At 65.3% G+C, this 21,023-nt stretch carries 25 protein-coding genes; 2 read left to right on the top strand and 23 right to left on the bottom strand.

Annotation, left to right across the window (positions count from 1 at the left end; genetic code table 11):
• Positions 1-21: 21 nt before the first annotated feature.
• The 22 genes from ACPYIS_RS06180 to ACPYIS_RS06075 all read right to left on the bottom strand — a co-directional run bounded on the left by ACPYIS_RS06180 (position 22) and on the right by ACPYIS_RS06075 (position 18,332).
• A complete protein-coding gene (locus ACPYIS_RS06180) occupies positions 22-534 on the bottom strand; it encodes a phage major tail tube protein (protein ID WP_424894905.1) in 513 nt (170 codons plus the stop codon).
• On the bottom strand, positions 534-2,030 hold the full coding sequence (locus tag ACPYIS_RS06175; RefSeq protein WP_424894906.1) for a phage tail sheath subtilisin-like domain-containing protein: 1,497 nt from the start codon (positions 2,028-2,030) through the stop codon (positions 534-536). Before ACPYIS_RS06175 ends, ACPYIS_RS06180 begins: the two co-directional genes overlap by 1 nt.
• A gap of 79 nt (positions 2,031-2,109) precedes the next feature.
• Positions 2,110-2,442, bottom strand: a complete 333-nt coding sequence (locus tag ACPYIS_RS06170; protein ID WP_425974022.1) for a hypothetical protein — start codon at positions 2,440-2,442, stop codon at positions 2,110-2,112.
• Positions 2,442-2,891 (bottom strand): hypothetical protein, encoded by a 450-nt coding sequence (locus ACPYIS_RS06165; RefSeq protein ID WP_425974020.1) that lies wholly within the window; start codon positions 2,889-2,891, stop codon positions 2,442-2,444. The genes ACPYIS_RS06170 and ACPYIS_RS06165 overlap by 1 nt, the downstream gene beginning before the upstream one ends.
• Positions 2,888-4,291 (bottom strand): hypothetical protein, encoded by a 1,404-nt coding sequence (locus tag ACPYIS_RS06160; RefSeq protein ID WP_425974019.1) that lies wholly within the window; start codon positions 4,289-4,291, stop codon positions 2,888-2,890. The genes ACPYIS_RS06165 and ACPYIS_RS06160 overlap by 4 nt, the downstream gene beginning before the upstream one ends.
• Complete coding sequence (locus ACPYIS_RS06155) at positions 4,291-4,602, bottom strand: hypothetical protein (RefSeq protein ID WP_424894910.1); 312 nt, start codon at positions 4,600-4,602, stop codon at positions 4,291-4,293. Before ACPYIS_RS06155 ends, ACPYIS_RS06160 begins: the two co-directional genes overlap by 1 nt.
• Positions 4,603-4,614: 12 nt before the next feature.
• Positions 4,615-5,175 (bottom strand): hypothetical protein, encoded by a 561-nt coding sequence (locus ACPYIS_RS06150; protein WP_347286764.1) that lies wholly within the window; start codon positions 5,173-5,175, stop codon positions 4,615-4,617.
• A gap of 12 nt (positions 5,176-5,187) precedes the next feature.
• Positions 5,188-5,394, bottom strand: a complete 207-nt coding sequence (locus ACPYIS_RS06145; RefSeq protein WP_347286763.1) for a hypothetical protein — start codon at positions 5,392-5,394, stop codon at positions 5,188-5,190.
• A gap of 12 nt (positions 5,395-5,406) precedes the next feature.
• The gene (locus ACPYIS_RS06140) at positions 5,407-8,568 is read right to left on the bottom strand and encodes a DUF4815 domain-containing protein (RefSeq protein WP_425974016.1); all 3,162 of its coding nucleotides are present in this window, start codon (positions 8,566-8,568) and stop codon (positions 5,407-5,409) included.
• A 15-nt stretch (positions 8,569-8,583) separates the two neighbouring features.
• On the bottom strand, positions 8,584-9,276 hold the full coding sequence (locus ACPYIS_RS06135; RefSeq protein ID WP_424894912.1) for a hypothetical protein: 693 nt from the start codon (positions 9,274-9,276) through the stop codon (positions 8,584-8,586).
• Positions 9,277-9,309: 33 nt separating this feature from the next.
• Complete coding sequence (locus ACPYIS_RS06130; protein ID WP_425974015.1) at positions 9,310-10,884, bottom strand: phage tail protein; 1,575 nt, start codon at positions 10,882-10,884, stop codon at positions 9,310-9,312.
• Between the two features lie 37 nt (positions 10,885-10,921).
• Entirely contained in the window at positions 10,922-11,776 is an 855-nt protein-coding gene (locus ACPYIS_RS06125) for a baseplate assembly protein (protein ID WP_425974014.1), read from the bottom strand.
• On the bottom strand, positions 11,773-12,135 hold the full coding sequence (locus tag ACPYIS_RS06120; protein ID WP_425974013.1) for a GPW/gp25 family protein: 363 nt from the start codon (positions 12,133-12,135) through the stop codon (positions 11,773-11,775). Before ACPYIS_RS06120 ends, ACPYIS_RS06125 begins: the two co-directional genes overlap by 4 nt.
• A 79-nt stretch (positions 12,136-12,214) precedes the next feature.
• On the bottom strand, positions 12,215-12,502 hold the full coding sequence (locus ACPYIS_RS06115; protein WP_291454955.1) for a PAAR domain-containing protein: 288 nt from the start codon (positions 12,500-12,502) through the stop codon (positions 12,215-12,217).
• Positions 12,503-12,546: 44 nt separating this feature from the next.
• Positions 12,547-13,023, bottom strand: a complete 477-nt coding sequence (locus ACPYIS_RS06110; RefSeq protein WP_425974011.1) for a phage baseplate assembly protein V — start codon at positions 13,021-13,023, stop codon at positions 12,547-12,549.
• The gene (locus tag ACPYIS_RS06105) at positions 13,020-13,574 is read right to left on the bottom strand and encodes a hypothetical protein (RefSeq protein WP_425974010.1); all 555 of its coding nucleotides are present in this window, start codon (positions 13,572-13,574) and stop codon (positions 13,020-13,022) included. The genes ACPYIS_RS06110 and ACPYIS_RS06105 overlap by 4 nt, the downstream gene beginning before the upstream one ends.
• A complete protein-coding gene (locus ACPYIS_RS06100; protein ID WP_425974009.1) occupies positions 13,546-13,899 on the bottom strand; it encodes a head-tail joining protein in 354 nt (117 codons plus the stop codon). The genes ACPYIS_RS06105 and ACPYIS_RS06100 overlap by 29 nt, the downstream gene beginning before the upstream one ends.
• Before the next feature lie 5 nt (positions 13,900-13,904).
• Positions 13,905-14,933 carry a major capsid protein gene (locus ACPYIS_RS06095; protein ID WP_425974008.1) on the bottom strand — a complete coding sequence of 343 codons (1,029 nt, stop codon included), beginning with the start codon at positions 14,931-14,933 and terminating at the stop codon, positions 13,905-13,907.
• A 23-nt stretch (positions 14,934-14,956) separates the two neighbouring features.
• The gene (locus tag ACPYIS_RS06090; protein ID WP_425974007.1) at positions 14,957-15,349 is read right to left on the bottom strand and encodes a head decoration protein; all 393 of its coding nucleotides are present in this window, start codon (positions 15,347-15,349) and stop codon (positions 14,957-14,959) included.
• Positions 15,346-16,644, bottom strand: a complete 1,299-nt coding sequence (locus ACPYIS_RS06085; protein WP_425974005.1) for a S49 family peptidase — start codon at positions 16,642-16,644, stop codon at positions 15,346-15,348. Before ACPYIS_RS06085 ends, ACPYIS_RS06090 begins: the two co-directional genes overlap by 4 nt.
• Positions 16,645-16,653: 9 nt before the next feature.
• The gene (locus ACPYIS_RS06080) at positions 16,654-18,114 is read right to left on the bottom strand and encodes a phage portal protein (protein ID WP_424894859.1); all 1,461 of its coding nucleotides are present in this window, start codon (positions 18,112-18,114) and stop codon (positions 16,654-16,656) included.
• A 5-nt stretch (positions 18,115-18,119) separates the two neighbouring features.
• A complete protein-coding gene (locus tag ACPYIS_RS06075) occupies positions 18,120-18,332 on the bottom strand; it encodes a phage head-tail joining protein (protein WP_347286749.1) in 213 nt (70 codons plus the stop codon).
• Positions 18,333-18,416: 84 nt separating this feature from the next.
• On the opposite strand from ACPYIS_RS06075, the gene ACPYIS_RS06070 reads away from it, so the two are divergent.
• Together ACPYIS_RS06070 and ACPYIS_RS06065 are read left to right on the top strand one after the other, a co-directional pair.
• A complete protein-coding gene (locus ACPYIS_RS06070) occupies positions 18,417-18,665 on the top strand; it encodes a type II toxin-antitoxin system Phd/YefM family antitoxin (RefSeq protein ID WP_424894860.1) in 249 nt (82 codons plus the stop codon).
• Complete coding sequence (locus ACPYIS_RS06065) at positions 18,662-19,075, top strand: type II toxin-antitoxin system VapC family toxin (protein WP_424894861.1); 414 nt, start codon at positions 18,662-18,664, stop codon at positions 19,073-19,075. The genes ACPYIS_RS06070 and ACPYIS_RS06065 overlap by 4 nt, the downstream gene beginning before the upstream one ends.
• On the opposite strand, the gene ACPYIS_RS06060 is transcribed toward ACPYIS_RS06065, so the two are convergent.
• Positions 19,076-20,932 (bottom strand): phage terminase large subunit family protein, encoded by a 1,857-nt coding sequence (locus ACPYIS_RS06060; protein ID WP_425974002.1) that lies wholly within the window; start codon positions 20,930-20,932, stop codon positions 19,076-19,078.
• Between the last annotated feature and the right edge of the window lie 91 nt (positions 20,933-21,023).

The raw sequence follows: 21,023 nt of genomic DNA, 5'->3' as shown, positions 1-21,023 counted from the left end.
ATCGTTCTCCTGGGTGTGTGATCAAACGCCAATCGCGGCACGAATCTCGGCCATCTGATCGACTCCGCCGACCTTGCGCACGAGGTTCACGGCGTCAATCTCGACGAGTTCCTCGTCAGCGACGGTGAGCTTGTAGTAATGCGCCGCCACCTGTAGGGTGAGCGTGCTCTTGTCGCCGGGCTTCCAGGCGCTGGCCTCGATCTCCTTGCAGCCGCCGGCGAGATTGACGATCACCGGCCGGGCCACTGTGCCCTGGGCCTGAATCGCCCCGCGCAGGGTGATCTGGGTGCGGGTGGAATCCAGCAGCCCAAAGAGCTTGAAGACTTCCGGATCGAAGTCCGAGAGGGTGAGCTCGGCTTCGAGCTTGTCCATGCCCAGTTCGAGCTCGACCGGGATGTCCATCCCTCCGGCGCGATGCTCCTCGGTCTTCAGGGTGAGCTTGGGCAGCTTGATCTCATCGACCCGCCCGGCGTAACCCCGGCCATCGACAAACAGGTTCATGTTCTTCAAGACGTGCGGCAGTTCGATGGCCATTACAGAATCTCCTCGAGGTAGTCACCCACCAGGTGCGAGCGGAACACGATGTGCTCGGCCGGGTACGGCGCTGTGAAATCAAAGTCGAAGTACACCCGCCCATCGGCAATGGCCTGCGCGGTATTGAGTTCTGGGTCGGCCCAGCAGCGTCCACCCAAAATCGCTGCCTGGGCCTTCAACTGGCGCAGGTAGGCGTTGACCATCTCGGTCACTTCCTCGACGTAGGTGCGGGTGATGTTGCGATCCACCGCCCACAGGTGCGCTTTGACCAGTGACTCGTTGATCATGTCGGCGGTGCGCCGCACCGACAGGAAGGCCCAGCGGCTGTCGGTGGCGCAGGTACGGTTGCCCCACAGCCGGATGCCGTCGTGCGACACGAAGGTCGCCACCGAGAACTCGTTCAAGTAGTTGGCCTGGGTGTTGGGATCGTTGATCGCCCAGGACACCGGACGCGCGGGTCGCAGCACGCCAGCCACCACTTGGTTGGACGGACTGAACCAGAAGCCCCGCGTCTCGTCGGACTGGGCGATCAGGCCGGCGACGCGCGCCGAAGGCGGCTCGACGAGCTCCGAGCCATCGCGAGCGCGCACCACCAGCCAGGGATCGACCACGTAGGCGCGGTCACTGCCGAACTCGGCGCGGTAGTTGATGGCGGCCTCATCGTTGGTGTTGGGCCCATCGATCACGGCAATCCCCCGGGTCTTCTGGGCCACTGCGATCAGTGCATCGGCCACGGCCTTGTGCTGGCTGAACCCCGGGGCGATCAGGATGCGCGACTTCATTTCCGCGCGGGTTTCCTGCAGTGCCGCGATGCCTGCCAGTTGCCCAGTCGCCGGATCGAGGCCGCCGATGACGGCATTGATCGTCTCATCTAGCGTCGTCCCTTCCGGGACGCGCACCACGTAGACAAAGGGCGAGGCCTGGTCCTGGATGGCCCGCAGCGCCTGGGGCAAGGTGCCGGATTCGCCCAGGTGGGCGGCCAAGCGCCGGTTGTTGACCAGCACCGGGACATTGAGCGGAAACGGCTCGTCCATCCCGCCGTCGAGGCCCCGCGAACCGAGGGTGGCCGCCACCACCCCCGAGCCATCGCCGCCGGCCGTAACGCTGACGCGGTCAGCAATCGTCGGTTCGGCCATTAGCGCTTGGGCGACTTGAGCGGCCGTACTGATGCGCTCGCCCTGGGTGTTGGTCGCCAGGGTCACGTCGATCAGAGGGGTGCCTGGGCTGCGGGTGTCCAGATTGACCGCCAGTGGTGCCTCCGGTGCTGTAGCGGCGTGGATCTGGACGCGCAGGGTGTTGCCCAGCGCACCCGGGGCTTTGGCGGTGAAAGTCAGTGCGGCCTCGCCCTGGCCCAGGGTCAGGGTGGCGGTGCGGGCAGTGGAGGCCTGGGGCGCCGTGCCCACCAGGCCAATGACCGAGGACTTGACGGTACGCACCGTGCGCCCGCCGTCCTCGATTTCGATGAGTTCAATCCCGTGCAGGAATCGGTCTGCCATAACGGTTCTCCAGAAACAAAAAATCCGCCCATGGGCGGAATAAAAAGAAACTTCAGGAAGCAAGCAGGCGAGTGATCGGCTACGACCGCAGCGACTTGCCCTCGTCCGGCTCGATGGATTTCTCGCAATGGTTCGGATCGAACCGATCCAGCAGCCGACAGAAGATGCAGGCCCAGCGCTTTCCCTCGCGAGCAGCTTTCCCGGCGCGACTGGAGAGCGTCTCGTCCTCGTGACCACCGAAGGCCGCATTCGCCAGTTGGTCGTGGGCGACCGCCAGGGTCCAAGCGCGTCGACTACCGGCCAGGGCAGCGATGAGCATCCAGAGCGACGCGATCACCGCCGCAATCTGGCACAGCCCCCACAACCCGAGCAGCGACAGACGGTGCAGGAGGACACGAGCCAAGGCGGCCATCACTGCAGGATCTCCTGGACTCGGGCCTCCGTCAGAAGCCCGCTGGCGGCGAGCGCCTGCAGGCCCGCAATGGTCTGCGGATCGGTGACATCGACGTATTCCGCCAGTTTGAGCTTGTCCAGGAATACCTCGACCATGACTTCGGTCTTGGCAGCGGTATAGATCGCGGCCAACTCCTCCATGGTGAAGCGGTTCATGAAGGCGAGCTTGGTGATCACCCGGGTCGGCACCGCCGGCGGGGTGGTCAGCGCCACCTGCGTGGCCTCGATGGCCGCCAGCACCTCCTCGTCCGTCTTGCCGGGATAGGCGTCCACCACCTTGCCCGCCTCGACCCGGTAGCGGGCCGCCAGCCGCGACTGTTTGGTGGTCAATTTGATCCAGCCGGTCTCGGGTGCGTCGGTCTCAATCACCGCCACCGCATCGTTGCGGATATCGAAATAGACACTCATACGCTGACCTCCACATAGAACGGATAGGTGCCGCCGGTGTTGTAGCCGTTGGGAATGGGTAGCACGATTTGCGACGGGGACACGGTAGCGGTTTGCACCGCACAGTCGTAGCCGTAGACCGCACCGCTGCTGGCCGCGCTGTAGCTGCTCGACGCATTGAACGCCACCGCAAAACCCGACGCACCCCAGTGCAGCAGACTGCGACCGTCCGAGGTCTGGCTGTCGGCGTACATCACCCGGGCGCTGTTGGAGCGCTTGTTGACGGTGATGACCCCCAGGCCCGCGCCGTAGTAGTAGTACTGGCTGTAGAAGGCCACGGTGCTGCCATCGCGGGTCTGCATCACCTGCATCCCGGAACCCCGGGCCGAATGACGACCGTAGCTGGTCGTCACGCCAAAGGAAATGGCGTTGACCAGGGCACTGAAGGTGGTGTCCCCGGTACGCGGCACCCGCACCACGTACAGCGCAGTACTGGCGTTGAAGAAGCCGATGTAGACATCGCCGTTGTCGGTGAGCACCGGCGTGGCCCCACCGACCGCCTCGGCATTGGCTGCCGGCGTCCAGCCCGACCAGGTGATCGCCACCTCGAGCGGCGTGATGGCCGACAGGATGGTCTCGAGGTTGCTGGTCTCGTCGAGCACCGGCAGATTGCGGTACAGCCGCAGCCACATCCCACTGCTGGAGGTGGCGGAACTTCCGCCCAAGATGACGAGCTCGTTGCGGGTGCGGTTGTAGGACGCCGTGCCAAAGTAGCCGTTGGGCAGCCCCGCGACGGTGAAGCGGCTGATCCAGCCCCGGACGCCGTTGGAGACCACCACCGTTTCCACCTCAGTGCGGCGGGTGAGATACAGGCGTCCGTTCCAGAGCAGCAGCGTGAGGCTCCCATCGGCCAGATCGCCATTGACGAAGGCATCGTTCGCCTCGGTCTTGGTCTCCAGCCCGAAGGTCGGGCTGCGCTGAGGCAGCAGGATCGCGCCACGGTTGTCGAGGTTCCAGCGGTCATGACCGAACTCGCCGCAGCGGCCGGTGTAGTGGTCGAAGTTGCTGTTGCTGCTGCCAGGGGCGGTGGTGGCACCACCAAAATTGATGGCCTGCTGTTGGGCACCGTCGAAGTAGTACGAGTTGCCGCTGGTGTTGGCCGGCCCGGACCAAGCCCCGCCCAGCGCAAACACCGGGTCGAGCGAAACCCCCAGCCCCGAAGGCTGGACGGTGCCGTAGGAGGCGTAGCCACTGACCGAGATGGGCGCCATCGCGGGCGCGAGATTCGGAATCTGGCGCGCCGGTTTGAAGTCGCCATCGAGCAGGCGGTAGTAGTGGCCGCCGCTGCCCCCGAAGTTGCACACGGCGTAACGCACATCGCTCTCACTGCGGCCGAGCGGATTGGATAGATACCGTCCCATTACGCCACCTCCTCAATTCCCCATGCGTTGAAGCTGACCGTGCCAGCGCTAGCCTGCACCACGATCTTCTGACCGGCGGCCAAGGAGAGCGCGGTGCGTTCCAGCACTTCCGTCGCCGCCAGACTCACATCAAATTCAATGAACTCGCTCTCGGCTGGCGTGGCCGATGCAGTGAGCGCCACGCGCACCTTGGCGGCCGCCGAGCCTTTGTTGCAGGCGGCGACATTGACCACCGCGCGACGGCCGGTCGGTACTTCGTAGAGGGTTGCCAGCGTGTTGGCGGCTGGCAGCGCCGTTCCCAGAATGGACATCGAGGGGGCTCCTTAGAGTTGGGCAAAGAAGAAGGTCTTGCGCCCCAGCACCAGTTGCTGGGTGACGCTGTTGGCAGCGGCTTGCGCCGTGGCCACGGCCGCATCGGCCGCGCTTTGCGTGGCGGCAATCGCCTGGTCGCGAGCACTGGCCGATTGCTGGATCGCGGTCTGGGCCGCCGCATTGACGGTGGCCACTGTGCTGGCCTCGGTCTGTGCCATCACGGCCAAGGCCGCGTTCTTGGTCTGGGTGACCGAGGATTCCGCTGCCGTCTTGGTGGCGGTGATCGCGGTCTCGGCCGCTGTCTTGGTAGCCGTGACGTTGGCAATCGCGACCTCAGCGGCCGTGGCAATGGTGTCGAGCGTCGCCGACTCCACTGCGTTGGCGTGCGCCGACATCTCCGCCATCTTGATGTCGCCCATCTCCTCGACCTCGAGGACGGTGGCGCGACCACCGATGCGGTCGATGGCGGTGCCGAGGTACGCCAGTTCTTCCGGGGTGGCGATCTCGGCGGCGGTTTCGATCTTGGCTTTGATCGCGCGCACCGCATCACGCAGCAAGGGGTCTTTGGCCATGGGGAGTGCTCCTTAAAAGCCGAACTGGTGAAACACCCGCAGTTGCTGGCGGTGCAGCCGTTCGGTGAGTTGGTCTTGCCCCTGCTGAGCGGATGCCTCCTGCGCGGCCACATCCGCATCGATGCGGGTGAGGGCTTCACGCAGGTTGAGGACGTCTTCAGACAGCAGGTGCTCGGGGTGCGGCAAGGGATAGCCGCGCGGCGTGCGCTCCTGCGTCATCGGTCACTCCCATCAGGTGACGATGACGCGCAGGTTGCGCACGAAGGGCCGGTGCTGCGGTGAGCCGGATAACGCCAGCTTCACGCGCGTGGTGCGGTCGGCACCGACGCCAACGAGGCTGCTGGCCTTGTAGGTACGTTCCACCCAGCCGTTGCCCACCTCCACGCCCGACGACAAGGACAACGTCTGGAAACTGCCCGGCGTGCCTGACTCCGCCTGCACCGTCACGCTGGACGTGCCAGGTGTCAGGGCATCGAAAGTCACCGCCACATTGAAGGTGGCAGCAGCCGGAATGGCGCGGGACAGGTAGTCGCCAGCGGCCTCCAGCGTGCCGAACACCAGCTGCGTGCCCGGATACAGGATCGGACTGGCGGTATCGGTACCGGTCAGCCGGGCTGACACGGCCAGATTGCCGGAAAGCTTCTCGCTCAAGGCCAGACCCCGGTCTTCCGACAAGGTGTAGATCCGCCCCTGGGCATCGGTCGCCAGAAACTGCACATCGGTGCCGGCGGCCGGACGCTCGACACCCGCAAGCGCCATCACATCGGACAGATTCGTCACCGTGTACTGGCCCAGCGAGACCGTCTTGCTCGTTTGCGTGAAGCGGCAGCCGAGCAGCCGAAACGTCAGGTCCTGCGTCTGGTGCGGTGTCCAGGTGATGCCATTGCTCGATGAGAGCAGCACGCCGATCTGGTAGGGCTGAGCGGTGACCCAACCGGTGCGCGGGTCGTACTTGCCGAGCTCGGCCACCGACACGGCGTGATTGGCATCGTCGGTGAGCACCACGATGGCGTACTCGCGGTTGGCCTCAAGTGCCACCGGATCGAGGGCGATCCGGGTCGGATTGCCGTCGGTCTTGATGTCCGAGGCCGCCAGGCGACCTTCCGTCAGCACTGTGGTGGTCGGGAGGCCAACCTGCGTCTCGCGGATCTGCACGATCACCGGCGCGGTGCCGCCCTTGGTCGTGAACCACAGCTCCAGCCCGCCGATGGTGCGGCGCTCGGGCAGCGTGAAGGTCTGCGCCAGCGGGTCCCAGCGGCGTACCACGGTGGTCAGAATCCGCCGGCGCGTTTCGGTGACGATCTGGCCTCGTCCTACATAAGTCGCCGAGCCGTAACTGCCACCGGCCCCCAGAAACTCCACCAGCTTCGCACCGGCCGGAATCGCTGGCGGGATCTGGAAGCTGCCCGTGAGCAGGCCCGAGGCATTGGCGGCCGTGCCGGCCGGCTGCGAAATCCCGATACCGTCGAAGCGCAAGGCAGCCAGCGCCTCACTCGGCCCGAAACCTTCCAACCGATAGGCGACGCTGAGGCTGCGCAGGAACTGGGCTTCCTCACTCGAGGAGGCCAGCACCTGCTCCGAACGACGCGTCTCCACGACCTGCTCGAGCACACCGCTGCCGATGACCAGGCGCTCGGTGACGTTGGACGCCCAGGTGGTGTTGGTCACCGTGAACTGGTCAACCGCTGGGTTCAAGGTGACCCGGGCCGGCACCGGTTCGAAGGCCTGGTAGGGGTTGATCTTCATCGACCCGGTACGGGCCAGCTGCTCGATCACCGGGGTCAGTGTGTAATCCAGCGTGATGAGGGCGTTGCCGTTCTCCTTGGCGTGCTGCGCACTGGCCGTGATCGGCAGGGTCAGCACCCCGGCCACAATGGCCCCGGTTTGCGCCACGCCCTGGTCGCGCAGATCGTCGTCGAGGAAGTTGTCCACGAAGAGACCTTTCTTGGCGGCCGGCTCCCGAATGTTGGCATCGACCCGCAGGCGTTCGAGCGCCATCAGGTCATAGAGGTCGGCAATCTGGCGCTGCATCGCGGTGAGTTCCGAGACCTTGATGGTGCGAATCGCCACGTTACGCACAACCGGCTCCGAACCACTGCGCCAGTCATAGGCGATCTCGGCCAGCGCCAGGCGCGAGGCGGGCACCGTGGGCGCGACGGGGTTCCTCACCTGGCTGATGCCCTTGATGCGCTCCACCTGGCCATCGGCGGTGAGCGCCAGCACATCCACGCGCGGCAGCTTCCACAGGTAGTCGATGTACATCGTGGAACCCTGCACGACGCCCGAGACGGTGAAGCCGGTGTCGGTCAGGTTCGTTGGGGTGATGCTGGCGATGTACTGGTAGGTGACCTGGTAGCTCGATCCCGGGGCCGGTTCAGCGCCGCCGGGTGACCAGTCGATCTCATCGCCCACGACCTTGTAATCGGTGCCCTGGGCGTAGGTGGTGCCGCCTTGCTTGACCTCCAGCACGGCGACGACCGTCGGTTCGGTCAGCACATCGCGGCTGCCTGTGAAGGCGCCATGGACCACCGTCTCGGTTTTCTGCTGCGTGACCTTGATGTCGAGCACCTGCGCCAGCGGCGGCCGGTTGATGGTCACCACCATCGACCCATCGCCGCTGTCATTGAACACCTGCGGTTCGCTGGAGACGCGCTGTAGATCGGGATCGATAGGCAGCCGCAGACGTTGGGACTGCGTGCGCTCGACCTTGAAGCCGTCGATGTTGGCGCGCCCCTCCGCCACGGAAAAGATGTGCTCTTGGCTGTCGCTGTCCTGGGAGAGATAGCGCACGCCCAGCCCCTCGGTGACGTAGTGGCCGTTGGCGTCGTAGTCGTAGCGCGCGAGGCTCGAAATGACCCCATCGAGCACAGGCGGCTGGCGGCGGTTCTCCAGCAGACCGTTGTCCAACGCATAGACGGCGTGGAAATCTCCGGGCTTACCGTCACTGGTGCCGGCACCTTCCCAGCCCCAGGCGAGGGTCTCCTGCAGACGGCCGGCCCCCGGCTCCTGGTAGTTGCGCACGCCCACCGCCGGCTCGCGCAAGGTGGGGTCTTCGAGTTCGGTGACGGTGCGGGTGGTGAAGCGCACGCCGACGGCAATGCGGCCGGTGGTCGGCACCGTGAAAGTGGTGGCCGGCACCTCGCGCACGGCACCGCGCAGATAGACGCGCCCCGCCTCCAGGGTGACCAAGCCCGTGTCGGCATCGATCTGCAGGTTGGCGCCGCTGACGATGTCGCCGTCCTTGAGCAAGGCATCGGCCACGCCCTGCAGGCGGTGGATCAGGGTGGTCTGGATCTCGTTGAGTTCTCGGGACTGCAGGCCATCGCCGGCACGGAACAGCAACTGGGTGTAGTGCTTGGCCGGGTCAAACAGGTTGTAGTAACGCTCGATCATGGGGGGCCTCGCGATTTAGAAAGTGACGACGAATTCGAAGGTCTCGCGCGTACTGGGCTGGCGCACGATGGGCACCGAGTTCTGCAGCACGAGCAAAATGCCCGGATCGGTGATCTGGGCTGGAATGAAGAACTTTTGTCCGATGGGCAAAGCGGGATCTGTCTGGGTGCCGACGAAGAGGCCTTGCTCGCGCACCACGCTGGTGGCGGCGTCCTCGAAGTCGAAACGCACCCGGATGAACAGATGGTTGGTCGGCTCAACCGAGAGTCGGTAGCGACCGGTCGGCACGACGATCTCGCCTTCAGGGTCGGCCGTGACGAAATGCACCTCATCGACGACGCGCCGGCCGACTTCGCGCAGCAGCGCCGTCTGGCCGATGGATTCGGGCGGATGGGAAACCTTGAAGTGGACCGTGACGTCACCGCCTTCGGGAATCGTGCTCGCCGGCAGACGCCGGATCACGCCCTCGCGGGCATTGGCGCTGTAGTCGGCATCCAACACGTACTCGGTCTGGTCATCGAGCGAGGTGACGCGGATGTCGGCCAGATGCTGGAAACCCAGCTCGATCACCCCCGCCTCATCAAAAGGGGTACTGATCGCCTTGGTGGTGTCCCACAAGGGGTCGCCCTCGCCCAGGGCGAGGTGCAAGGTCTGTTGTTTGATCGCGGCGGCAAGCGCAGCGCGACCGCTGGCAGTCAGGATGGCCATCGGGTGCTCCAGGAAATGAATGTGGTCAAGAAATCAGGACTGCGTGCTGTGGGCGCTGCCGATCAGCTCGCGGGTGTCGGTCCAGGTCGAAGTCGGCCAGCGCACGCCGGTCCAGGTCTGGCCGCGCCAGCCGGCATGGGTACTGGCCAAGGCAATGCGTGATGGCGAGGCCAACGCGCTGGTGTTGCGCTCGGTGCTTCGGGTCAGCAGGCGCTGCAGGCTGGTCGGTGAATCGGCAAACCCGTAAGGCGCCAGATCGGTGAAGCTCGAGATAGCGATGTGCATCTCGGTCAGCGTTCGCCACTCGACCTCGGCCACATCCCCCAAGGTGAGATCGCCGAGGGTGGGCAGCGGCCGGTTGCGCAACAGTGCTCGCCGGGGCGTACGGGTATTGACCTCGCCCAGAATGCCCTCACTGAGCACCACCTGCGCCCGTTGGTAAAGGCTTGGCCGCCAGCCAGCAGCATCGGGCAGGCCCAAGTTGCCTCGGGTGTGATCACGCCGCACAAAACCCCGGTCGAGGCTGGGCACGGACTCGCCCAAGGCCCACATCCCCAGCGACTGATCGGCGCGGGCCTGGACGCGATGAGCGACCCGATGGTCGCGGTAGGCCTGCAGACTCAGGGTCGGTACGACCAGCGCGCCTGGATGCTGGGCAGCCCAACGTTCCAGCACTTCCACCCTGACCAGCCGATGCGGTGTGGACGATAGCTTGTCGCCACTACCCAGGGTCAGGACTTGCCCCTCCTCCTGCCAGACAAATCTCGGCAGGTTGGCGTTGATGTCGCCCAAGGGCGTGCTGTCCGAGAGCACCACCATCGCCCGGCAGAACTTGCGCTCGGGTCGCATCCCAACCGGGTCGGGCACCCCCAGCGCATTGGCGAGCGTAAAAAGGTGCGAATGCAGGATCTCCTCGTTCGGCGTATGGCCGGGATCGCCCAGCGCCGAGAAGCTCAGCAGGTAGCGGTCCATCAGCCGGGCCACTGCAAAGCGCACGGCCTCTCGCGCGGGCGCCAGCACGATGTCGGGCGGAGGGTTCGCCAATTGGCGGACCCGGCCAAAGGAGAGCTTGGTCTGCCCGTCTGTCCAGAACACCCCACTATGGTCCGACAGCAGCGCTTCGCCCAGCCGACTCTCGTCCAGCACCAGCCGGCGCAGATCCCAGCCGTGGTAGATGCGCGACAGGCGGGATCGGGCCGGTGCCGACAGCCGGGCAATAGCGATCAGGCTGGCGATGAGGGCATCGTCATCCAGCACCTGACCCGGATCGAACTGGAACTCGGCGAAGTGAATGCCGGGCGTTTCCTGTTCGACCGTGGCGGTCGCACCGATCCAGGATAGCGCTGTGGTAAGTGCCGCTGGCGTGCCCCGCAGGCGTTGCCAGCGGATGCCTTCGGCAATGGCCCGGCGAGGATCAGGCAGGTAGGGCAGCAATTCGCCCAGGCCATATTCCCAGATCAGCCAGGGCAAGAGACTGTCGCTAGGGTCAGTCTTGAAGCCAGCCAGGGCCTCAGTCTGGTGTCCCAGTCGGGTCAGCAGGTCGCTCGAGAGCGACAGCGAACATTCGAGTGCCGTGGCATTGGGCGGCAACAGATCGTTGGGTGTCATGCGCCCTCCTGGGGAGAAAAACCCCAGGGCAGCGCGCTTACCGGTCTCTGCCCACGAAGGTCAGCTGGACATCGGTCAGGCGCACCGCCTGGGTGCTGTGGATGCGGATGTCGGCATCCGGATGGATCAGCACGACCTTGTGGATGCCAGGTTGCTGCAGCTGCCCAATCAGCCAGGAGCGGGTGAGATCCCAGCCGAGCACGGCAGCCTGGGCGAGTTCTCGGGTGAGCCGTGGGGTCAGCCCCTCAAACACCGCCATGGGCGTGTCGGGGTAAAGCCAGATCTGGGCCGATACCGTCACTGGCACCAGACTCACCGGCACCACTTCCACGGTATCCGTCAGCACCCGCACGTCGTCGCGCAGGACCGTCGCACGCACCGTCTCCAGAAGCGCTTCAGGCACGGTGTCGCTGTGGCCGGTGGGCAGCACACTGATGCGCACCCGACCCGGGCCGGGGCTGTCGACGGCGACATCGGCGACCTCGGGTGAGGCGGACAAGGCCCAGTAGCGGTAGTGCGCCGCGCCGCCGGCGTTGGCAAAGCCCATGATGCGAGCCCGGATGCGCCGGCGCAGCGGCTCGTCCTGTTCCTGGGGCAGCCGGGAAACGCCATAGAAGGCGCCCAGGTGCTCCAGGTCGTGGCCGACCGCAAAGGCCAGCAAATTCGCTCGCGCCGCTTCGTTGATGCGGGCACGCAGCAGCAACTCGCGGTAGGCCGCCACCTCGATCAGCTTGATCGCCGGGTCGGAGGCCAGCAGCGCGCTGTACTGCGGGTAGCGCACCTGAAAGTCGCGCAGCAGCGCATCGAACACGGTCTCGAAGCGCAGGGTCTCCAGCACCTGCGGCGTGGGCAGGCCGGCGAGCTCTGGCGCCAGCGAGGGGGTGAAATTCATGGAGGTCCTCCAGTGCCGATGCTCAGCCCCGACAGGGTGACGGTCTGGCCTTCAAAGCCCTGCAGCCGTACTTCGCCTTCCAGGGTCAGTTCCACCCAGCCGGCCCGCGCGTTGGTCAGGCGCACGCGGGTCAGTTTGAAGCGCGGCTCCCAGCGGCGCAGCGCCTCGGCGGTGGCGGCGTAAAGTTCGACCGCCAGACGTGGCGTGATGGGTTGGTCGATCAGCTCCGGCAAGCGCGAGCCATAGTCACGGCGCATCACCCGGGTGTTCAGGGGGGTGGAGAGGATGTCGGCGATGCTCTGGCGCAGGTGATCGAGGCCAGCGAGGGGCTGGCCGGTGTGGGCGTTGAAGCCATTCATCGCAAAGCACCCCCTTCATCCCATTCGGATAAATGCGCAAATTTGCGCAATTACGTCGCGCTCAAGGGTCAGCTGTTGCCTACCCACCCGCAAAGACATTCGGCGAGCCCTGCGCCACCCGTGACCCACAGGCGACCGGGTCGCCGATGCGCCCCAAGCCGCGTCCTTCAACGAACACCGAACCGCTGCCCTGGGCCAGCGTGCTGGCGTGACAGGCCAGTCCACAGCAATGAGTGGCCCAGCTGTCGCCTTGGCGGTGCGCACCCATGCCGTTGATGAAAACCGTGGCGCTCGCTGCGGTAGAAGGCCGGGGTGGCCAGCAACCGTGACCGGTGCAGCGATCCCCCAAACGTGTGGCTGCAGGCATTGCTTTCTCCTCGGTTGCCAACCTTCCGCAAATTTGCGGAAGGTTCAGTTCAGATCAATCCGGGGAGCGGTGAGGCGAATGCCGGCGTCCGTCATCTCGATCTTGCTGGGGCCGATCTCCAGGACGATCTTGCCGCCTGACGGTACCGACAGACGCCAGTGGTGCTGAGCCCGGTCGTACTCCATCACCGCGCCGTCCTGCCACAGGGTGCGGGTGATGTCGGCGCTGTCGGCCGGCGGAGGATAGGCGTCGCGGTAGAGCGAACCCACCACCACCGCCTGGTTGAGATCGCCGCCTGGCGCGACCAGCACCACCTGCTCACCCGCTTCCGGCGCATGCCAGGTGCGGTCGGGGCCGGCACGCACGGTGGCAAACGGCAGCCAGGCCGTGAGGATGGGACCGGCCTGTACCCGCACCCGGGCCTTCTTCGCATCGAGTTCGGCGACTTGCCCCAGCATCACCACATTGCTCAGCCGCCGCTCAGCCTCGGTCATATCCTGGTGCAGATGGCGCTCGCTCATGGCATCGCTCCGGCGGGATCAAGCAGGGGTTGGTACTCGGACTCGTGCGGCATCCCAATGCGCGGCGCCCAGCTGTAGAGCACCTGCAATGGCAGCGCCCCCTCGGGTGTTTCCGCCGGTCGGGTCCAGTAGCTGACCTCGAACGACAATCGAGCGGCCAGCACCGGCGTGTCACCCTCACCGCCCTGATCGACCTCGGTGCGGGTGAGGCGCGTGCCTTCGACCAGCAGGCCCAAGGTTTCGTCGGCATCGAGGGTGGCTTCCACCGCCTGCGCCAAGGTGTCGGCCTCTTCGGCAGCGGCGTCACCGCTGGCGATGATTTCCACCGACAGTTCGAGCAAGCGACGCCGCAGCCCTGGATCGGCATTGGGCTGCTCCTCGATGCGCTCGTCACGGGTGTAGATCAGGACGGCTGGCAACTTGCCGGCAAACAGCGGCGTGCTGCGGTGGATGCTGATGCGCTGCGGCGTGATGCGCGCATCGACCTTCGGCAAAGCATCGATGAGTCGCGCGGCCACCACCTCACGAATCAGGGTGCGTGGATGCTTCATGGCCGCCCCCTTTGTGCAGCATCAGTTTCAGAAAACCGTGCCCATCGGGTCGCACCTCGACGATCAAGTAGTGCACGCCTTGCACCGTCACGGCATCACCCTCGGTCGGTGTGGCCGGCAGATCCGCCAGCCGCACCTCCAGTACAGGCTGGACCATGGACACCGGCACACCCGTACTGGCATCCACCTCCTGGTGCGCCGCCGAGAACACGCCCCGGCCCGGCAGCGCCTGGGCTTGCCCCTCGAGGTGAAACACCACCGGCTCGCCGAAGGTGTCGAGCACGATGGATGACACCGCCCGAGTCAGGTCACCGAAGGCCGTCATGACCATCACCAGCCGTTGCTGGAGAAGAGCCGCACGGTCAGCGCCGGGCGCTTCACGATGGGCAGCGGGTTCGACTGGGTGTAGATGTCGATGCCGGTGCCGTTGGGCCGTGCCAGCTGGTAGGCGTAGAGCTCTTGGCCGTAGGTGCCGACGGCGTCCATCAGGTTCGCCGGGGCAAAATAAGTGCGGAAGGTGTCCAGCGTGCCCAGCGGGAACGCCACGCCCTCTTTGGCCGGAATCAGCCGCTCGGTCTGCCCATTGGCCAGCGTCACCGTGCCGAAATACTCCTCGAACAGGATGGAGCCAAAACGGAAGCCACGGCGGACATCATCGCGCAGCGGATTGGTACCGGCCGTGCCTTGGTAGAAGGTATAGGCCTCCTTGACGGTCTTGTGCTTGACCAGTGCATCGAAGAACTCGGGGCTGACCAGGGCGTGGATGGTGGTCATCATCTCGCCTTTGAGGTTCTCCTCGATGTGGCGCGCGACCTGGGTGCAGTGGATGACCATGTCCTCGGTGCTGCCGAACACAAAATCCACCTCGGGCTTCTGGATGCCGAACTCGTCGTGCCAGTTGTAGAGGGTGTTGCCAGCACCATCCTTGGTGATACCCAAGAGTGCATTAACGCGCATGTACTCCAGCGTCTGCGCGTGTTTCGCACGCATCCGGGCGAGCTTGCGTGTCATCACGGTGACCAGCGGGTCTTCACCAGCGGCCAGACCCAGGCCACGAATCCCCTGGATCTCCTCGGGCAGCACCACATCGTTGTGCGGGATGTGGGGAACGGCAAACGAGCGTACCGAGCGCTTGTCGGTAGTGCCCACCGTCGCAGGCGCGCCTGGGGCGACGGCTGGCAGCAGACGCAGCTCGCCTTCGATGGATTCGATGGTGACGTTGCGCTGGGAAATGGGTTCGGGCGCAAACAGCCCCAGTTGGCCGACCCGGCCATAGGGATTGGGCAGCATCTGGATGGCGGCCGACATCTCGGCCAGCGTAAAGCCGCCGGCGTCGAACGGATTGACGATCACGGTCATGGAAAAACTCCTGTGAATTCGAATCAAGCAGCGGCGCGCACGACGATGCCGTGAGCAGCCAGTTGCTGGTGTTTGAGGGATTGGGCGGCGGCATCGGTGACCGAGGCATCAAAGGCCAGCGCACGGTCGGCAACGATCACCTGGCCACGCGCGAGCACGACGGCCTGGGTATCGGTGTCGCTGGCGGCCACCGGGTGCAGCAGCACGGCCGAGGCAATCTCAGCGCCTTCCAGCCCTGTGGTGGAGGCCGCCGGCGAAAACGTATAGACACCCGTGGCGGTGATGCGACCGAGCACGGCCCCCAAGGGATAGGCAGTGCCGGCCTTCAGGGTTACGGTCTCGCGGGTGTAGTCCGGGTCGGACTCGCGCTTGATCAGATCACCGAGGGTCGCGGGAGAAATCAAAGGTGTGCTCATTTACGACCTCCATAGGCTTGGGCCGCTTTGACCAGAGGGCTGTCAGCGACGGATTGGGGTTTGGTGTGGGGTTGCTGCGGTGCCTCGGCGACGATGTCTTGCGCCGCATCACGTTCGGCGGCCTGCTTCAGTACCGACTGGCGCAGCGCATCCGGGGTGACACCGCGCGCTAGGGCCAGGGCGGGATCGACCGTTACGCCGATGCGTTTGGCCTGGGCGGCGATCTCGGTCAGCTCGGCAAGCTGGCGGCGCAGTCGCTGCTCGACTTGGGCGGTGATGGCCGCTTCATCGAGCGTCGGCGGGGTCGGGCTTGAGTTCGGCGCGCCGTCCTCGTGGACATCCTCCACCGGCGCATCGGTGGTGTTGTGATCGATCATGTAGGTCTCCTTCTGGGTCAGTTGAGATGGATGGGATGCGCGGGCGGCCGACTCATTGCGCGACCTGCGTCCGTCACGCATGGCAAGCTGGCGTTGCAGGGCCGTGATCGCATCAGCGCGGGTACCGATCCGATCGGCCAGGCCCACGCGGAGGGCGGCTTCACCGCGATAGACGCGAGCCTCGGTGTCACGAATCGCCTCGGGTGTCAGGCGGCGAAATCCGGCGACCAAGGCGATGAACTGGTCGTGCAGCTGCTCGATGTCGGCCTGGATGTCGGCGGCGACCGATGCCGGCAGCGGCGCGTGCGGATGGCCGTCGACCTTGTGGGCGCCGGCGTGCAGGAAGGTGTAGTTCAGACCGGCTTTGGCATCGGCGACCGACTCATCGACATGCACCGCCACCACGCCGATGGAGCCGACCTCGGCGGTGCGGGTGAGCCAGAGGCGGTCAGCGGCACAGGCAATGGCGTAGGCTGCCGACAGCGCCGCCTCATCGGCGATGGCCCACAGGGGTTTGCCGGAGGCTTGAGCCAACTGCCGTAGGCGCTGCGCCAGATCGAACACGCCGCCCGCCTCGCCACCGCTGGAGTCAATCTCCAGCAGCACGGCGCGGACCTCTGGATCGGCAAAGGCTGCTTCAGCCATGGCCTCGATGTCGTGATAACTGGTGAGGCCACTGGCTGCACCGATATACGAAGAGCGACGCACCAGGGTGCCGAGGATCGGGAGGATGGCGATGCCGTCCTGAACCTGGAGGTCGCCCCCCAGTCCGCTATCAGTGCGGCTGGGCGGTGGCGTGGCCAGGGTGTCGCCTGCGAGCTTTCTGGCCACCACTCCGAGGATGACTTCGAGTTTGGGGCGCGCAATGAGGAGTGGCGTCCCATACAGGCGGGACGCCAGGTAGGGCAAATCGGTCATGGGAATTCCTCAGTTCGAGGGGGCTGGCGGCGGCGCCTGCGCAGGAGTCGGTGCCGGGACCGGTGCCGGGACCGGTGCAGGCTCACGTCCAAATCGCAGCCCCAGGCTGTCCTCGCGCCGGTGGTCGCCTGCGATCTCGGCATCGACCATCGCGGCATCAAACCCGCGCTCGGCAATCGCCTGGGTGCGCGACTTGAGCCCGGCCTCGATGGCGTTGATCTCGGCGCGGATGTCTTTCAAGGGATCGACCCAGTCCCAGCGGGGCGGTAGCCAACTGCAGTCCAGGTAGTCGGCGCGGCGTTGCTCGTAGTCCGGCAGGTCCAACGCCCCAGAGAGCACCGCCGTGTCCATCCAGCGCGCCCACACCGCTCGGCACAGTTGAAACACCAGCACCGAGTGCTGGAAGGCTTCAATGCGGCGGCGAAACTCCAGCAGTGCTGCCCGGGTGTTGGAGTAGTTGGCCTTCAACATATCGGCCGACAGGTTCGCGTAGGGCAAGCCCAGCGCGGCGGCCACCTGCAGCAAGGTGCGGTACTGAAACGACTCGTAGTTGCCCCCGACATCGGCCGGGGTCGAGAAGGTGATGTCCTCGCCGTCGTCCAGGATCTGGAGTTGCCCGGGTTCGAGCGGCAGCAGCGGCTCGCCCCGGTCATCGGTCTCGCCACCGTTGTCGAAGTCACGCTCGGGCCGGCGCACGAAGCCGACGAACATCGCGGCGACCTTCTTGCGATCCAGCTCGGCGTCGTCGTACTGGTCGAGCAGAAAGAGCTTCACGAGCGCCGGCGAGAAGCGCGACACGCCTCTCAGTTGCCCGGCGTCCACCGGATCAACGATGTGCAGCACCGACTCGGCCGGCACCCGCACGGTCTCCCCGGCCAGTCCTGGATCGGTGATGTCGCCCGGGTGGCGGCGCAGGAAGTGGTAAGCGACGCGTCGGCCGATGCGATCGAACTCGATGCCCTGGCGGATGCGGTGACCGTTGTCGAGCGCCTGGTTGTGATTGAGCGGCAGCATCTCGGCCGGCAGCATCTGCAACTGCAGCGGCACGCTCAAACCATCCTCTGGGCGGCGCGGGCGAATACGGAAGAACACCTCCCCGGCGATGAACAGTTCCCGAGCGGCGCGGCGCTGCTGGCCATAGAAATCGGTGAGCCCTTCGGCGTCCGACTCGTCGGTCCAGCGCAGCCACAGGCGTTGCACCCGATCCTTGAGCACGGCATCGGCGATGCCCGACGAGGGCTTGATGCCCGTGCCCACGGCATTGCCCGCCCAGGACTCGACCGCATTAGCGGCATAGCCGTTGTTGCGGATCAGGTACCGGGCGCGGGCGGTCATGTCGGCGCCGGCGGCCTGGATCAGCGTGTTGACGTGGGCACGGCTGGCGGCGAAGGTCTTGAGGCGTCGCGCGGATAAACCACCTTCGAAGCCGCCCACCATGGCACCGACCTTGCGGCGCAAGTTCTTGAGCATCCCCATCACAACCCCTTCCCGGCGTAAGCGCGGATGCGCCTGGCGCGCGGGCGGCCTTCTGCCTTGGCGATCTCACGATCCAGGTCTCCCAGGGCCGACTGCAGTTCGGCGTCCGACTTGTAGGTCACCCACTTGTCGCCAGCCTTGACGGTGAGCACCCCATTGAAGCGGGCGGCCTGCAGCGCCTCGCGCTGGGCCTTGAGTTGTTCGAGGGTCATAAAAAGCCTTTCCAGGCAAGCGCCTTGAAATAAGGGGCAGCATGCACTAAACTCTGACCTGTCTGGTCAGACTAGGAGATCCCAATGCAAACCTGGCAAATGCAAGAAGCGAAGGCGCGGTTGTCTGAAGTGGTCAAACGCGCACAAAACCAACCCCAAGACATCACCCTGCATGGCAAGTCGGTGGCCGTGGTGATTTCGCGCGAGACCTTTGATCGCTTGTCGCAATCACAGGACTCGCTGGTGGATTTCATGCGGCGCTCGCCGCTCTATGGGGCGGATGACATTACTTTTGAGCGCGATCAGAGCCTGACCCGGGAGGTAGCGTTTTGAGCTACCTGATCGACACCAACGTGCTGTCTGAATTGCGCCGCAAGGCACCCGACCCCGGGGTTGTTGCCTGGTTCTCGCGGCGACCACCGTCCACCCTGTATCTCTCTGTGCTGACCTTGGGTGAAATCCGTAAAGGCCTTGAAGGCGTCAGCGATGAATTGCGCCGCCAGTCGCTGCTCGATTGGTTGGAGACAGACTTGCCAACTTTCTTCACTGGCCGGGTACTGCCGGTCGATGCCGCCGTAGCCGATCGCTGGGGACGTTTGGTCGCAGCATCAGGCCGACCTCTTCCTGCCATCGACAGCCTGCTGGCTGCCACCGCACTGGAGCACGATCTGGTATTAGTCACGCGTAACGTCAAAGACTTCGCAGGTTTGCCAGTCCAGATATTCAACCCCTGGTCGAACTGATCAAACGTAGTTCGAAGAAATCGCCATGCGCCGACGGCGCGGGCTGGCGGTCATCGGGGCCGAAACAGGTGTGCTCTTGCCTTGGCGACTGGTCGGGACCGGCGGCAGCGCTTCTACCCGCTTGTTCAGGTTCAGCCCCATCGACAGCAGGCCGTGCAATGCCGCGTAGGCGTACACCCGGCAGTCCAGGGCTTCGTTGCGCCGGCCATCCGGTTTCCACCAGAAGCGCTGCGGGAAGCCCTTCACGTAACGGGTGCGAATCCGTTCCGCCGTCAGCTGCTCGAAATACTGCGCATCCCGATCCAGCGGAAAGTGCATCGCGCCGGCCCCGGCGTCTGACTTCTTCAACCGGGCGTAGATCGCTTCCTTGGCGGCATCGACGCCCACCGTGAACAGATTGACCTTGCCCTTGTTGGCCTTGCTCGGTCGCTTGGGCCAGATCGGCCGTTTGCCTGAGCCCCCCTTGATCGCCCAGATGCGTTTGCGCTCCCGGCCCTTGCAGAAGGCATAGGCCGCCAGGGTGTGATGGCCGCCGGTGTCGAGGCACGCGGCTTCGATGGTCAGGCCGTTGGCCAGGGTTTCGTGTTCAAATCGCTGCGCGAGATACTCGTCCAGCTGCGCCCAGACCTCGGGCGCGGACGGGTCGCCCCACAGCACCTTGTAGTCGATGGACCAGGACTCCTCGTCCCGGCCCCAGCCGACCACTTCGAGTTCGAGCCGGTCGTCCTGCACGTCGATACCGCAGGTCAGCAGTGCCACCTCGGCAGGAATCGCCGGCCCGTAGGCTTCTCGACGTTCCATCAGGCCTTCAGCGTCCAAAGTCTCGCCCTCCCGGTCTTCCCAGGTCTCAGCCAGTTTGGTGTTGACCCAGACCTTGAGCCGTACCGGATCGTCCTTGGCGGCATGGTGCTCCTGGGCGATCTCGCCCCAGGTCAGCCACGGGCTGTACAGGCTCGACAGATGAAAGCCCACCGTCTTGCCATCACCCTCAGCCCGTGCTGTCCAGCGGCCATTGGCGAGCAGTGCCGGTTTGCGGTACTCGGGATGGATGCCGTCGCACTGCGGGCAGTGCCAGGCGGCCTCGCTCATCTTGCCGGTCGGCCACTTGATGTCGCGCCAGAGTATCTGGCTATACGTCCCGCAGTGGTCGCACGGCACCTCATACACCCGCTGATCCGACTCCAGGTAGGCCGCCTCGATGCGCGAGAAACCTTTGAGCGTCGGGGTCGAGCAGAGATAGACCTTGCGATTGACGAAGGTCGCCGCCCGTTGCACAGCGAGCGCCACCGGGTCGCCTTCACCATCGGCATCCCCTGGGTAGCCGTCGACCTCATCGAGAAACAGGTAACGCACCGGCATCGAGCGCAAACCCACCGCCGAATTGGCGCCGGTCATGATCAGCACGCCACCGGGGAATTCCTTCATCAGCTGGGTGTTGCCGGAATCGCGTGACCGTGGGTCCTTCACCCGACTGGCGAGTTCAGGGCTCGCCTCGATCAGCGCATCCACCCGCTGCTTGGAGACGCGCTTGGCCCCTTCGACGGTCGGCTGTACCAAGAGCATCGGCCCCGGGGCGTGGTGGATGACGTAGCCGACCCAGTTGAGTCCGCATTCGGTTTTACCCACCTGCCCTCCGGCCATGAACACAACACGCTCGATGCGCGAGGTGGCCGACAGCGCATCCATCACCGCCTTCAGGTACGGGGTGCGGCTGGTCGACCATCGCCCGGGTTCGGCGGAGGCGACCGACGAGAGCATCCGGTGCCGGTTGGCCCAGTCATCGACGGTGAGGATGGGGTCGGGCGCGAGCCCCCGTTTCCAGGCGGATTCGACCGCCGATTCAGCAGTGTCGAACACAAGCCACTCCGATGCGAAATAGATGGACCGAACGCTTGGCTTTCTGCTTGAACAGCGCGTTCATCACCTCACCCGATCACCACGCACCAAG

This window comes from Tepidimonas sp. HKU78 (genome assembly GCF_049860815.1).
Lineage (GTDB): Bacteria > Pseudomonadota > Gammaproteobacteria > Burkholderiales > Burkholderiaceae_C > Tepidimonas.
Note: the sequence above shows the minus strand (reverse complement) of the source record. Positions and strands in the feature narration are given on the sequence as shown.